Consider the following 14,241-nt stretch of genomic DNA (forward strand, 5'->3'; position numbering starts at 1 on the left):
TCCGTCGACGGGCGCCGTGCATACACAGATACCCTTGACACGTGACCGACGCCCAAGAGACCGCAGCAGACACTTCACTGCGAACCACCGGGGGCGCTCCCCCGGACGACGTCGCCCCGGCGCCGATCCCCTTGCTCGAACCTCGCGAGGGCATTCCCCCGGTGGTGGCATCCGACGATGCCCTCGCCCGGGTGATCGCCGCCTTCGCCTCGGGCTCCGGCCCGGTCGCCGTCGACGCCGAGCGCGCCTCCGGCTACCGCTACGGCCAGCGCGCCTACCTCGTGCAGCTGCGCCGCGACGGCGCGGGCAGCGCGCTGATCGACCCGGTCGGCTGCCCGGACCTGTCGGGACTCGGGGACGCGCTGCACGGCAGCGAGTGGATCCTGCACGCCGCCACTCAGGACCTGCCCTGCCTGCGCGAAATAGGGATGGCTCCCACCGGGCTCTTCGACACGGAGCTGGCCGGACGGCTGGCCGGCTTCCCGCGGGTCGGCCTCGGCGCCATGGTCGAGAGCGTGCTCGGATATTCGCTGGAGAAGGGCCACTCCGCCGTCGACTGGTCCACCCGTCCGCTGCCCGACCCCTGGCTGCGCTACGCGGCGCTCGACGTCGAGCTGCTGATCGATCTGCGCAACGCCCTGGAGGACGAGCTCGACCGGCAGGGCAAGCTGGAGTGGGCGCGGGAGGAGTTCGACGCGATCGCCTCGGCGCCGCCCGCCCCCCCGCGCAAGGACCCGTGGCGCCGCACCTCCGGCATGCACAAGGTCCGCCGCCGCCGTCAGATGGCGGTGGTCCGGGAGCTGTGGACCGTCCGTGACCAGGTGGCCCGGCGCCGGGACATCTCGCCCGGCAAGGTGCTGGGCGATGCCGCGATCGTCGAGGCCGCGCTCGCCCTCCCGCCGAACGCGCACGCGCTGACCGCCCTGCCCGGCTTCGGCCACCGCATGGGGCGCCGGCAGCTGGAGCAGTGGCAGGCGGCCATCGACCGGGCCAAGGCGCTGCCGGACTCGGAGCTGCCGCAGCCCGGCCAGACCCTCGCCGGTCCCCCGCCGCCCCGCGCCTGGGCGGACAAGGACCCGGCGGCGGCGGCCCGGCTCGCGGCCGCCCGCGCCGCGGTCTCGGAGCTCGCCGAGCGGCTGCACATGCCGCAGGAGAACCTGATCACGCCGGACACCGTGCGCCGGGTCTGCTGGGAGCCGCCCAAGAATCCGACCCCGGACGCGATCGAGTCCGCACTCATCGGGTACGGGGCACGGCGCTGGCAGATCGAACAGGTGGCCCCGCTCCTGGTCCGCTCGCTGAAGTCCACGGCCTGAGGGGTCGCCGTCGAGGGTCGTAATCACGCCAGGTTGCGCGAGCCCCGGGTCGTACCGCGTCCTCGATCGCCGGACGGGCAGTTTTCTCCGCCCCGTCCGGCGATCTGCCATTTTCGGCGTGCCGCGTCGGCGGCTTTCCGGACCGTGCCGGGGGGCGGCACTGCCACGCACCCGGCGGGCAGTGCTGCGAGGACGTCCGGCGTTTGAGGACGAAACGGTCCTCGCGGCCGGCCCGTCCGCGTGTGACCTTCGCCGCTCCCGCCGCAAGGGGTGGGCAGTCTGGTTACCCGCAAGTAGCATGAGGGGAGCGGCGCGCCTGTGGGCGTGCCCCGCAGCAGTGCCATCCCGCACCCTGGAGGAGAGCCACCGTGCCTCGTACCATCCGGGACGTCGTCTTCGTCGACGGCGTCCGCACCCCGTTCGGCAAAGCGGGCCCCAAGGGCATCTACCACGAGACCCGCGCCGACGATCTCGTCGTGAAGGCCATCCGGGAGCTGCTGCGCCGCAACCCGGACCTCGACCCCGCCAAGATCGACGAGGTCGCCATCGCCGCGACCACCCAGATCGGTGACCAGGGTCTGACGCTGGGCCGTACCGCCGGAATCCTGGCCGGGCTGCCGCAGTCCGTGCCCGGCTACTCCATCGACCGCATGTGTGCGGGCGCCCTGACCGCCGTCACATCGACGGCCGGCTCCATCGCCTTCGGCGCGTACGACGTCGTCGTCGCCGGTGGTGTCGAGCACATGGGCCGCCACCCGATGGGCGAGGGCGTGGACCCGAACCCGCGCTTCGTGTCGGAGAAGCTGGTCGACGAGTCCGCCCTGTTCATGGGCATGACCGCGGAGAACCTGCACGACAGGTACCCGCAGATCACCAAGGACCGTGCGGACGAGTACGCGGTCCGTTCGCAGGAGAAGGCCGCCAAGGCGTACGCCGACGGAAAGATCCAGCAGGACCTGGTGCCGATCTCCGTGCGCCGCACCAACGCCGAGGCGGGCGAGACGGGCTGGGGCCTGGTCACCGCCGACGAGCCGATGCGTCCGGGCACCACGCTGGAGTCCCTCGCGGGTCTGAAGACCCCGTTCCGCCCCCACGGCCGGGTCACCGCCGGTAACGCCGCCGGGCTCAACGACGGCGCCACCGCCTCGCTGCTCGCCGCCGAGGACGTCGCCCGCGAACTGGGCCTGCCGGTCAAGATGCGCCTCGTGTCGTACGCCTTCGCGGGTGTCGAGCCCGAGGTCATGGGCTACGGCCCGATCCCGGCGACCGAGAAGGCCCTCGCCAAGGCCGGGCTGACCATCGACGACATCGGACTGTTCGAGATCAACGAGGCGTTCGCCGTCCAGGTGCTCGCCTTCCTCGACCACTACGGCATCGCCGACGACGACGCGCGCGTCAACCAGTACGGCGGCGCGATCGCCTACGGTCACCCGCTCGCCTCCTCCGGTGTGCGTCTGATGACGCAGCTGGCTCGCCAGTTCGAGGAGCAGCCGCAGGTCCGCTACGGCCTGACCACCATGTGCGTCGGTTTCGGCATGGGCGCGACGGTCATCTGGGAGAACCCGCACTTCGACACGGCAGACGGAGGCAACAAGTGAGCTCCACCACTGAGCTTCTGAGGGGTGCGGCCGAGCTGTTCCCCGGCGAGGTCGTCACGCAGGCGCACGTGCGCCACCTCGACCTGCCGGCGGGCGCGGGCAGGTTCGCCCTCATCACGCTGGACAACGGCCTGGACCACACCAAGCCGACCACCTTCGGACCGCAGTCGCTGGCGAACCTGAACGCCGCCATCGACCAGGTCGAGAAGGAGGCCGCCGAGGGTGCGATCGTCGGTATCGGCATCACCGGCAAGCCGTTCATCTTCGCGGTCGGCGCCGACCTCAAGGGCGTCGAGCTGCTGAAGCAGCACAAGGACGCGCTGGCCATCGGCAAGGGCGGTCACGACGTCTTCCGGCGTCTGTCCGGTCTCGCCGTCCCGACGTTCGCGTACTACAACGGCGCGGCGATGGGCGGCGGTGTCGAGGTCGGTCTGCACTGCTCGTACCGCACCGTCTCCAAGGCGCTGCCCGCGTTCTCGCTGCCCGAGGTCTTCCTCGGTCTGGTTCCCGGCTGGGGCGGCTGCGCCCTGCTGCCGAATCTGATCGGCGCCGACCGCGCGGTCTCCGTGATCATCGAGAACTCGCTGAACCAGAACCGCCAGCTCAAGGGCAAGCAGGTCTTCGAGCTCGGGATCGCCGACGCCCTCTTCGAGGGTGCGGACTTCCTGGAGCAGTCGCTGATCTGGACCGCGTCCGTGCTGAACGGCACGATCACGGTGGAGCGCCCGGACGTGGACCGCGGTGACGCCTGGGACCAGGCCGTCGCCCGCGGCAGGGCCATCGCCGACTCCAAGGTGCACGGTGCGGCCCCGGCCGCTTACCGCGCGCTGGACATCATCGCCGCGGCGAAGAACGGCGACCTGGGCGCCGGCTTCGACGCCGAGGACCAGGCCCTCGCGGACCTGATCATGGGCGGCGAGCTGCGATCCGGGATCTACGCGTTCAACCTGGTCCAGAAGCGCGCCAAGCGCCCGGCCGGCGCTCCGGACAAGGCGCTGGCCCGGCCGGTCACCAAGGTCGGCGTCGTCGGTGCCGGTCTGATGGCCTCGCAGTTGGCGCTGCTGTTCCTGCGCCGTCTGGAGGTGCCGGTCGTGCTGACCGACATCGACCAGGAGCGCGTCGACAAGGGTGTGGGCTACGTCCACGCCGAGATCGAGAAGCTGCTCGGCAAGGGCCGCATCAACCAGGACAAGGCCAACCGCCTGAAGGCCCTGGTCTCCGGTGTGCTGGACAAGGCGGAGGGCTTCTCCGACGCCGACTTCATCATCGAGGCGGTCTTCGAGGAGATCGGCGTCAAGCAGCAGGTGTTCGCGGAGGTCGAGGCGGTCGCCCCGGCACACGCGATCCTCGCCACCAACACCTCGTCCCTCTCGGTCACCGAGATGGCGTCGAAGCTGCAGCACCCCGAGCGGGTCGTCGGCTTCCACTTCTTCAACCCGGTCGCGATCCTCCCGCTGCTCGAGATCGTCCGCGGCGAGCGCACCGACGACGCCTCGCTGGCCACGGCGTTCGGTGTGGCGAAGAAGCTGAAGAAGACCGCGGTGCTGGTGAAGGACGCCCCGGCGTTCGTCGTCAACCGCATCCTCACCCGCTTCATGGGCGAGATCCAGAACGTCATCGACGAGGGCACCCCGGTCGAGACCGCCGAGAAGGCCATCGAGCCGCTCGGTCTGCCGATGTCCCCGCTGGTGCTGCTGGAGCTGGTCGGCCCGGCGATCGGCCTGCACGTATCGGAGACCCTGAACCGCGCCTTCCCGGACCGGTTCACCGTCTCCGAGAACCTGGCCGCGGTCGTCAAGGCCGGCAAGCGCGGCTTCTACGTCTACGACTCCGGCAAGCCGGAGCTGGACCCGGAGGTCGCCGCGCTTCTCAAGCAGGGCGCTGTCGTCCTGTCCGAGGAGCAGGTCCGCGACCGGGTCCTGGACGCGGTGGCGCAGGAGATCGGCCTGATGCTGGACGAGGGCGTCGTCGCCGAGGCCCAGGACATCGACCTCTGCCTGATCACCGGCGCGGGCTGGCCCTTCCACCTGGGCGGCATCACGCCGTACCTGGACCGCGAGGGCGTCTCGGAGCGGGTGAACGGAAGGAAGTTCCTGGCGCAGGGCGTGGCGAGCGTTCCGGCGTAGCACCCGGTTTCTCCGCTGACGGGCCGTACGGGATCATCTCCGTACGGCCCGTTCGCTCATTCGGGCTCGGAACAGCGCAGAGGGAGAACGAGTCGTGCCGCATCGTGCCCGGGCGCTGCCGCAGGCGGCCGTGGCAGCAGGCTTCCGGCTCCCGAAGCTCGTCCTGATGGTCTCGGCCCTGATCACTCTCGTCCTGGTGTCCGTCCTGCTCCTGCCCAGTCATGCGAAGCCCGCCGACTCGGCGGCGGGACACCTGCGGATCGCGACCTGGAACATGTGCGACGTACGGCAGTGGAACTGCCAGGACACCGGCAGCAGCCGGCAGAAGATCCAGGCGCTGAAGCAGCTGGCCGACGCCGACGGCGCTCGCGTGATCATGCTGCAGGAAGTCTGCGCCGGGGATCTGACGGCCGCGCGGAAGGAACTGGGCAAGGAATGGCGCAGCACCTTCCGGGAGTACGCCTATCGCGACGTCAGGGGACGGTACAGCGCGGTCCGCTGCACGGAACAGGACCAAGGGGCGGCAGGCATCGCGATCCTCGCCATGTCCGCGCTGTCCCGGGTCTCGCTGGTTCCCACCCAACAGCCTGCGGTCGGCCTGCACCGCGGCATCCTCTGCGCCACCATCACCGACCGGGATGTCCGCGTGTGCAATGCACATCTCAGCCTCCCCGGCAGCGACCGGGCGCATCCGTCCTGGGAGTTGCGCGACGACCAACTCAAGTCGCTGGTGGGCGCGGCGGGCTCGCGCACGGTGTTCGGCGGTGACATGAACAGTGCGGCGCCGGCAGCCTGGAACAAGGAGAGTTGGATCTGGCCGCACGACACCTACCGCCGCTACCGGGAGTGCGACCAGAAGTCCGCTTCCTCGCGCAGCGGCAGGGCGACTCATCGCACAGGTCACAAGGTGGACTATCTGTTCACCGACCTGCCGCGGACCCACTGTTCGGTACGCGACACCGGGGCGTCCGACCACCTGGCGCTCGTCATGCGTGTCAGGACCGGCTGTCGGGTAGGCCGGTCCGCCGGCGCGGAGTCAACGGGGGGCGAAGTCCGGTGCCGGTGAGGCGTAGGCGTTCACCACTCCGAAAGCGATCGCGGTGCGCTGGGACTCGTTGCCGTGCATGTCCACTGCGTAGCACTCTACGGTGTGCGGACCCTCGGTCCAGGACCAGCCCGACTCCCACGACCAGCTGTTGTCCGGTGCGACCGGGGTCATGCCCAGCCGCATGCCGTTCTCGACGAACTCCACCTGTACCGCGCCCCGGGCGTATCCCATGATGCCGACGAACGACCCCGGCAGCTGCTGTCCCGGCGCCGGTACGGAGACCACCGGTGCGGCGGGCGACGGGCTGCTCTGCTGCTGCGCCGGGACGTGCGGGGCGTCCGCAGTGTAGGTTTCCGTGGCCGCCGAGACGTGTGCCGCGACGGTGAAGACCGTCTCCGTCCGCGCGGAGTGGAAGCCCGCCGGGTCCACCGCGAACAACCTCACCACATGCTTGCCCACGGTCCACGGGCGGTCGGGCCGCCATACCCAGTTCCCGTCCGGCCCGACCTGGGGCGACGAAAGGAATTTGCCGTTCTCCCAGAGACTCACCCGGACCGCACCCGGTGCGGAGCCGGTGAACTGCACCGTCGGCCCGTGGGCCTCGTGGCCCGGCGCCGGCGTGAAGACCACGGGAGCGGGGAACGACGAACTCACCTGGGACGTGGCCTTGAGGTAGCCGTCGATGGCGGACCTGTCGGTATCGGGCTGCTCGTTGCCGTTGCGGGCGAAGCCGAGACGAGGCGCCATGCCGTCGATGAGGAAGTTGATGAGCCCCATCAGCATGGGGACGTTCCTGCGGGTCACCTGGGTGTGATCGGAGATGTGAGGGGAGTCGCTGAAGATGAAGTTGAAGTTCTCGTAGCCGTTGAAGAGGCCGAGAAAGGGCTCCACCTGGATCGGGTACTGCTCGTCCTGCGGCGAGGACAGCACGTAGATGTTGGCCCCGCGGTTCGCGCCCGCTCGGACGAGGTCGGGAATCACGTTGTCGAGGACGCGGACGTTGGTCTCCGTGACCTGGCCCATCATGAACTCGGCGACGGTCGGGTGCTTCTCCAGGTAGGTGCCGATCTTGAATTGCGGGACGATCGACACAATGTTCCCGAAGCCGTACTTCAAGCCGAAGTACAGTGCCGCGCTGCCGCCTTTGGAACCGCCCCACATGGTGCACTGGTCCGGGGTGAGGCCCAGCGAGTTCATCACGTTGGATATGAGGGTGATGACGGACCTCTCCAGTTCGAAGTCCATCCCCTTGCACAGGTAGTAGCTGTTCTTGCCGTCGAACAGGTCGCGGATCCACAGGATGTTGGACCGGAGATTGTCGAAGACGCCGTTCGACCAGCCGTATTCGTCAGGAGCGGAGAAGTTGGCGAAGACGACCACCAGGTGGCGGTTGCCCTTCTTCGCATGGCTGAACCGGTACTGGACGGGATACCTCCCGGAGGCCTCGATGCCGCTGTGCAGGACACCTCCGGAAGCTGCGTTAGGCATGTGCGGAATCCAATCTGGCCTCGTGCTGCGATCCGGCCGAAGGATACGGGACCTGCTGGACGGCGCCGGTCGGCGGCCGGACCGGCGTGAACATGTCGTGGACGGGCGGCGCCGCCGGCGGGCGGGAGGCGGCGGGCAGCGCCCGTTGTCCCGACGGAGGCAGGGCGTTGTCGAGGTCGCCTCCCGCGATCAGGATGTGGTCCGTCAGGCGGGCCGAGGCGTAGCCGTCGTCGAGATCGCAGAACTCGTCCTGGAACGAGCGGTAACGGCCGGCGAACTTCGTCTGGATGCGGTCGATGTCCCGGATCGCCGAGATCAGTTCGGCCGACTCGGACACCAGCGGCCCCGGTGCCTTGCGCTCGAAGTCGAAGTAGAAGCCGCGCAGGGTGTCGCGGTAGTGGTCCAGGTCATAGGTGAAGAACAGGATCGGGCGTCCGGTATTGACGTAGTCGAACATCAGCGACGAGTAGTCCGTGATCATCACGTCGGCGATCAGGGACAGGTCGGCCATGTCCGGGTAGTCGGAGACGTCGAAGACGAAGCCGTCACCGGCGCCCGGAACCGGGTCCACCACGTTCGGGTGCCTCCGCACCATCAGCACATGGTCCGCGCCCAACCGGGCACGGGCGTCCGCCAGGTCGATGCGGAAGTCGAACTTGTACTTGCCGGGGGCGTAGAACTGGTCGTCGCGCCAGGTAGGGGCATACATGATGACGCGCTTGCCCGGTGGCAGGCCGATGCGCCGCCGGATCTCCGCCGCTCGGCGCTCCATTCCCGGGCGGCGCAGGATGTCGTTGCGTGGATAGCCGCATTCGACCATCTCGCCGGGGAACTGGAAGGCCCGCTTGAGGATCGGGGTGGAGAAGCTGTTGGGGGACACGAGCATGTCCCAGTTCTGCACTTCCTTCGCCACCCGCTCCAGGTAACGCTGGTCGGCGAAGTGCACGGCCTCGATGTCGTGGCCGATCTTCTTGAGGGGCGTGCCGTGCCAGGTCTGTACAACCACCTGCTCGGAACGCTTCTCGAACCAGTCGGGGAGGTGGTTGTTGGCGACGATGTAGCGAGAGGTCGCCAGCGCCTCGTACCACTCCTGCGACCACATGCGGATCGGCCGGGCCGTGGGCGGCAGCTCGACCTGGTCGTCGCGCACCACCCACAGGTGCTCCACGTCGACCCCGCGCCGGACCATCTCCTCGTGGACGGCCCGCGGACTGTCCGAGTACTGCGTGCCCTTGAAGGCGTCGAACAGCACGGCCGGCTTGATCGGCTGGCGGCGGGCCTGGGGATAGGACTTGGTCCGCAGCAGCTTCTGCCGGTAAGGGCCCCTCGCGTCCTCGGCCATCGCGGACCGGACGAGGAGCGACAGCCTGTCGTACGCCTCCGCCTGGAGGTCGTACCCCCGGCCCCTCACCTCGAACTCCTGGGGGAAGGTGCCGATGAGGTCCTGCTCGATCTTCAACATGAGGTCGGGTGAACGATCGGCGGGGGCCACGGACGAGGGGTCCTGGCGGCGCAGGAAGAAGTCCCAGCGTCCCGCGGCGAGTGGGATGGCCCCGGCAAGCGTCCGCATGGCCGCGGGGGCCACCACACAGCGGAAGCGGATTCCGTCCCACTCGAGCGGTACGGCCCGCTCCGCGCCGTGCGCACGGGAGCGCACCACCACGTGGGCGGTCATCCGCTCGGCGGGCGGCAGCAGTTCCGCGCAGGAATAGAGGCCGATGAGCTCCAGCGAGCCGTCCTCACGCCAGGAGTGCTCGGTGAGCAGCGGCAGCGCGTCGCGTTCGAAGAGCACCACATAGCCGGAGCCGTTGCGGTGGACGACGACCTCCCGGTCGCTCCGGGCGGTCTGGAGATTCGCCGGCATACGGTAGTGACCGTCTTCGGTTCCCTCGGCCATGACCGGGTAGAGCGGCGCCTTGCGCCCTTCCACGTGGACGGTCATCTTCCAGCCGTTGCTGCCCATGGTCCAGGCCTGCGGTACGGACGTGTCTCCGTCGGCACGCGAGCCGGGCACGAGGTTGCGCAGCGGAACACGGGTGACGAAGGTGCACCAGCCTTCGCCGCCGTGCTGGAAGGACAGCCAGGACTCGTGGCGGCCCGCGCCGTTCATGCTGACCACCCGGAGCTTGCCCCACTCCGGGACCTTCGGCCCCAGAAGGACACCGCCGAGCTCCAGATTCTCGCCGACGACGCGGTGCCGGGTGATACGGCAACGGACGACTTCGACGCGGAGCTTCAGTCCGCCCTGCACGAAGAGCGGAATGATACGCGTGTTCTTGTCGACATAGCGGTACGGCGGGTTGGCGGCCGTACCCGATCCACCGCGGCCGACGCTCTTGTACCGGAAGAGTCCGCGGCTGAACACACCCGCTGCGACGTCCCAGGTGCCTTCGACCCACTCCCCCTTCTTCTTCAGCCGAGTGGTGTCGAATCTGGCCTCGAAGCCGGCCCAGTCGTAGCAGTAACGATTCTGGTTGGAGTGTTCGGTCGCCTGGGGATAGAACGTCGTCCTGGCCAGATTGACGAGCGTGTTGCCCGTCTTCTTGTTGCGCAGCGCCATCATCTTGGTGGACATGTGCCGCTTGTGCACATTGATGAAGCGGACATAGGCGGAGCCGGTCAGGGTCAGCCACTCGGCGTTCCAATGGGCACCGGTGAGCGAACTGTAGGCCGAGAGTTCCTTGCCGAGCCGGTAATCGCGCTTGTAGAGGCCTGTTTTACGGTTGCCCAGGTGCGGGTAGTTCAGGTATCGGCGCAGGCGGCGACGTACCGGCAGCGGTCCGCCCTTGCGTTCGAACTCGATGACATCGAGCAGTTCGTCGAGTTGCCCCTGGTGGACGAGGAGCCACTTCACCCGGGCATCGGCGGGCAGTTCCTCGATGATGTCCTCGTCGGCCTCGCTCAGGAACTCCTGGGCCCAGCGCATGAAGGCGTCGCGGTACTCCTCGTCCGCGTCGGGGAGCACCTTGAGATGGAGCATGAGGTCCGATTTGAGGCAGGCCAGGTCGTACTTGCGCTTGTGTTCCCTGAACGAGCGTGACCGGTGCTGGCCGAGGAAGCGGCTGACGGACTGCACTGCGGCGACCCGGTCCCGCAGATTGCTGACCTCGGTGTGCCGCTGGGTGATGGACGGGGCCGCACCGCCTTCGCGGCGGCGCCAGAAGTAGACGATATCGGTGATGACATCGACCTTCCGCGCCCGGAAGTGCGCAAACATGTTGACCCAGGAGTCCTCGTAGAGGACTCCTTCGGGGAACTGTATGAAGTGGTAGTCCCAGAAGGAACGACGAAATACCTTGTTCCATACGGTGCGGTCGTAGATGAGCGCCTCGAACCGCGTGATATGAGTTCCCCGGCGGTCGCGCTGCATCGGCCCCTTATGCAGGGGGGATTGCCACTTCTTGGTGGAGTTCATCATCTGGACATTGCCGGAGACGAAATCCGATCCAGATTCGGAGAGGGTGCGTATCAGCAACTCGTAGGCGTACTCGGGAATGACGTCGTCGCCGTCTGCGAATACCAGGAACTCGCCCGCCGCATGCATGGCTCGAAGTCCGGTGTTCCGAGCGTGACCAGGTCCGTGCGCCTCCTGGCGTATCAGCTGGAAACGCGGATCCCGCAAGCAGAATTCATGAGCTATCGCCGTGGACCTGTCGGTCGAACCGTCATCGACCATGATGACTTCAAAGTCCTGGAACGTCTGACGCGCGATGGACTCCAGGCACTCGTCGAGGTAGATCTCAACGTCCTGAAACGGGACGATGACGCTCAGACGGGGCCCATCGGCCATGCTTCACACTCCAGTTCACGGCAGCGGTGAACGCCTGCCTCACCACCAAGATCCAACTCTGCACACCGCCCCGGCCAAGCCTCCGACTGCCCAGAAGCGCCCCTAACCGATCGCCAGTCGGTCAACTGTCGAGGCTGTCACGACAGACGCAAATCTTAAATGAACATTAAAGAATGTCAATGTGCAGGTCTGGCGATGACTTACGCGACGTGCTGGACACGCGGGCGTGATTCATGTCATGCCAACGGCAGCACAACCATCCGGGGAAGGCGCACCCGGCGCAGTTTCGTCGGGCCGTGAGAACGCCCGATCCGGCTTCCCTCAGAGCGTTTGCCATTCACTGAGCGACAGGCCCGGATTATCCGTCTGGCGGGCCACCCGAGGACGACCGTCCTCAGCGGCCACAGCCACGACCAGCCGCCCGAAGGCATCCTGGGCCAGCGCCGGCGTGCCGTTGCAGGCCACTCCCGTATCCGACCACCACACGCCGTTGGACTCGTTCTCGGTCACGCCCACGCCGATCACAGCCGTCCCGCCCTCTCCCCGATGGGCCAGCACGGTGCAGTCATAACCGTCGAGGAACGCACGGGCCGCCGCGTGACCACCGTCGCCCGGAGCACCACCGAGGGCCATCGGCCAGCCTCCCGCCCGATACGCCACCACTCCGCAACCGCCGGGGTCCGTCCAGTAGTACGTCACACGGTCCGGACCGGTCTCCAGCACGGCCAGGGTGCCGGGCCGGACAGCGAACCTCGACGGATGACCCTCCCCCAGCGCGCCGCCCGCTTCGCGCTGATACCAGTGCAGGGTTCCGCTCCCGGTGACCGCGAAGACCTCGATCCGGCCCGATGTCAGCGCGACGGCAGCGAGAGCGCCCTCGATCCCGCCACCCCGCCGGTCCTCCCAGCCCCGCCATTTACCGTCGCTACGCTCGCGTCGCAGAGTGAGACCGCCCTCCGCGTTTCGGGCAAAGATGTGCGCAATGCCTGATTCGGTGACCACTGCGACGGGCTCCCCGAGCCGACGGGCCAATTCCGCGTCCTTGTGGGGGTTTCCGAGCGAGCGCCACTCCGAGACCGCAAGACCCGACTGGTACTGGATGGCGTACACGACGGCGACGACCGTCCGCCCGTCAGCCGCGGTTCGCTCACGTCGGCCGACGAAGTGCACGTAGGCGTTGCTGTCCTGGGTGATCGACAGATGAGTCAGATCAGGCACGGACAGAAAAACCGGACTTCCCCAGTCGGACCCGCCCGGCCGCGTCTCGGTCCAGCGCCGCAGACCGCCCTCGACAGAAACGTACGCGGTGAGCCGGCCGTCCTTGCCGCGGGCGAGCCAGATGCCCTGAAGCGCGTGACTCGCGGGCTCAACCCTGTGGACTCCGCGGGCATCCTGTCCGAGCATGGTTCTGCAGTCACCCTTTCCAGAACTGGCATCCGACACATCGCGCGGCAGGACAAGTCGCGCAGGGTTTCGAATCTGCCACATCCTAGACCCCCGCGACGAGGGCACATCCGGGGCACGGGGCACGACAATTCCGGGCCGCTCACCGGCCCTGTCGAGGCAGCGCGACCGTAAGGAGCTCCACAGCACTCGTACGCGCGGTCGACGGACTGTCTATAGTGCACATCCACCACGAAAATCGGACCGGCCCCTCCCCCCACCCGAGTCCAACCCCGCCCCAGCCCTCCCGGGCCACGAGAACAAGGGACTCGAGCAGGAATGAGCCACGACGTCATGCCTTCGGGGCCGCGCCCTTCGCGCCGCGCCGAGTCGCCCGACCGAGGCCGCAAGAAGGATCGCAAGCGCCGCCGCGGCCTCAAGATCACCCTCGGTGTCCTGCTCGTCCTCCTCCTCGCCGGGGGTGGCACCGTCTACTGGCTGTACAGCCGGCTCGACGGGAACATCACGGGCGTCGACATCGACAAGGCGCTCGGCGACGACCGTCCCGAAAAGCTCCCCACCAGCGGCCAGAACCTCCTGGTCCTCGGTTCGGACTCGCGGGCCGGTGCGGAGAACAGGGAACTGGGCGGCGGCGGCAACGTCAGCGGCGCGCGTTCCGACACCGCGATGGTGATCCACATACCCGAGGGCCGGACGAAGGCCGTCGCGGTGTCCATACCCCGCGACACCCTGGTGACCCGGCCCGAATGCACCAAGGCCGACGGCTCGACGTTGCCCTCCAAGAAGCGGGCGATGTTCAACGGCGTCTACTCGCTGGCCGGTCCGGCCTGCGTGGTCAAGACCGTGGAGAGCATGTCGGGGGTGCGCATCGACCACTACCTGGAGATCAACTTCGCCGGGTTCAAGGACCTGGTCGACGCGATCGGCGGCGTCACGGTCGACGTACCGCAGGACATCCACGACAAGTCGTCCGGGCTGGACCTCACGGCCGGCCCGCACAAGCTCGACGGCACCGAGTCCCTCGCCTACGTCCGTACCCGGCACGGCATCGGTGACGGCAGCGACCTCGGCCGCATCGGACTCCAGCAGCAGTTCATCCTGGCCCTGCTGAGCGAAGTGAAGTCCCAGGATCTGCTGGGCAGTCCGACGAACTCGTACAAGATCGCCGACTCGGTCACCAAATCGCTGACCACCGATTCCGGGCTGGCCTCGCTGACGTCGCTCGGCGAGTTCGCCCGTTCGATGAACGGTGTCGACCCGGGCTCGATGGAAACCATCATGCTGCCCGTGGCGTACGACAAGCAGGACCCCAACCGGGTCGTGGCGGCGGAGCCGCAGGCCGGTCAGCTGTGGAAGGCGATCCGTAAGGACGCCACCATTCCGGAGTCCGCCAAGAAGTCGCCCGCCACCGGCGGTTGATGACCCGTTCCACCTGCATGCGATGCGGCGATGCCCCGGGGTGAAAGCACCC

8 protein-coding genes are annotated in these 14,241 nt (G+C 68.1%); 5 read left to right on the plus strand and 3 right to left on the minus strand.

What is annotated here, in order from left to right:
- Positions 1-41: 41 nt before the first annotated feature.
- The 4 genes from ACFU8Q_RS30210 to ACFU8Q_RS30225 all read left to right on the plus strand — a co-directional run bounded on the left by ACFU8Q_RS30210 (position 42) and on the right by ACFU8Q_RS30225 (position 6,106).
- Entirely contained in the window at positions 42-1,316 is a 1,275-nt protein-coding gene (locus tag ACFU8Q_RS30210) for an HRDC domain-containing protein (RefSeq protein WP_384459712.1), read from the plus strand.
- Between the two features lie 368 nt (positions 1,317-1,684).
- Entirely contained in the window at positions 1,685-2,914 is a 1,230-nt protein-coding gene (locus ACFU8Q_RS30215) for a thiolase family protein (protein ID WP_384459716.1), read from the plus strand.
- On the plus strand, positions 2,911-5,040 hold the full coding sequence (locus ACFU8Q_RS30220; protein ID WP_384459719.1) for a 3-hydroxyacyl-CoA dehydrogenase NAD-binding domain-containing protein: 2,130 nt from the start codon (positions 2,911-2,913) through the stop codon (positions 5,038-5,040). The genes ACFU8Q_RS30215 and ACFU8Q_RS30220 overlap by 4 nt, the downstream gene beginning before the upstream one ends.
- Positions 5,041-5,134: 94 nt before the next feature.
- On the plus strand, positions 5,135-6,106 hold the full coding sequence (locus ACFU8Q_RS30225; RefSeq protein ID WP_384459722.1) for an endonuclease/exonuclease/phosphatase family protein: 972 nt from the start codon (positions 5,135-5,137) through the stop codon (positions 6,104-6,106).
- Here ACFU8Q_RS30225 and ACFU8Q_RS30230 read toward each other — a convergent pair.
- The 3 genes from ACFU8Q_RS30230 to ACFU8Q_RS30240 all read right to left on the minus strand — a co-directional run bounded on the left by ACFU8Q_RS30230 (position 6,077) and on the right by ACFU8Q_RS30240 (position 12,770).
- Positions 6,077-7,576, minus strand: a complete 1,500-nt coding sequence (locus ACFU8Q_RS30230) for a hypothetical protein (RefSeq protein ID WP_384459725.1) — start codon at positions 7,574-7,576, stop codon at positions 6,077-6,079. The genes ACFU8Q_RS30225 and ACFU8Q_RS30230 overlap by 30 nt on opposite strands.
- On the minus strand, positions 7,569-11,366 hold the full coding sequence (locus ACFU8Q_RS30235) for a CDP-glycerol glycerophosphotransferase family protein (RefSeq protein ID WP_384459728.1): 3,798 nt from the start codon (positions 11,364-11,366) through the stop codon (positions 7,569-7,571). The genes ACFU8Q_RS30230 and ACFU8Q_RS30235 overlap by 8 nt, the downstream gene beginning before the upstream one ends.
- 321 nt (positions 11,367-11,687) lie before the next feature.
- The gene (locus ACFU8Q_RS30240; protein ID WP_384459731.1) at positions 11,688-12,770 is read right to left on the minus strand and encodes a hypothetical protein; all 1,083 of its coding nucleotides are present in this window, start codon (positions 12,768-12,770) and stop codon (positions 11,688-11,690) included.
- 318 nt (positions 12,771-13,088) lie between these two features.
- On the opposite strand from ACFU8Q_RS30240, the gene ACFU8Q_RS30245 reads away from it, so the two are divergent.
- A complete protein-coding gene (locus ACFU8Q_RS30245; protein ID WP_384459734.1) occupies positions 13,089-14,189 on the plus strand; it encodes an LCP family protein in 1,101 nt (366 codons plus the stop codon).
- Positions 14,190-14,241 lie beyond the last annotated feature (52 nt).

The organism is Streptomyces sp. NPDC057543 (assembly GCF_042801895.1).
Lineage (GTDB): Bacteria > Actinomycetota > Actinomycetes > Streptomycetales > Streptomycetaceae > Streptomyces.

Excerpts from the sequence above, each read along its gene's own strand:
- ACFU8Q_RS30230 (WP_384459725.1), bottom strand. The coding sequence starts at position 7,576 with ATGCCTAACGCAGCTTCCGGAGGTGTCCTGCACAGCGGCATCGAGGCC.
- ACFU8Q_RS30235 (WP_384459728.1), bottom strand. The coding sequence starts at position 11,366 with ATGGCCGATGGGCCCCGTCTGAGCGTCATCGTCCCGTTTCAGGACGTT.
- ACFU8Q_RS30240 (WP_384459731.1), bottom strand. The coding sequence starts at position 12,770 with ATGCTCGGACAGGATGCCCGCGGAGTCCACAGGGTTGAGCCCGCGAGT.
- ACFU8Q_RS30245 (WP_384459734.1), top strand. The coding sequence starts at position 13,089 with ATGAGCCACGACGTCATGCCTTCGGGGCCGCGCCCTTCGCGCCGCGCC.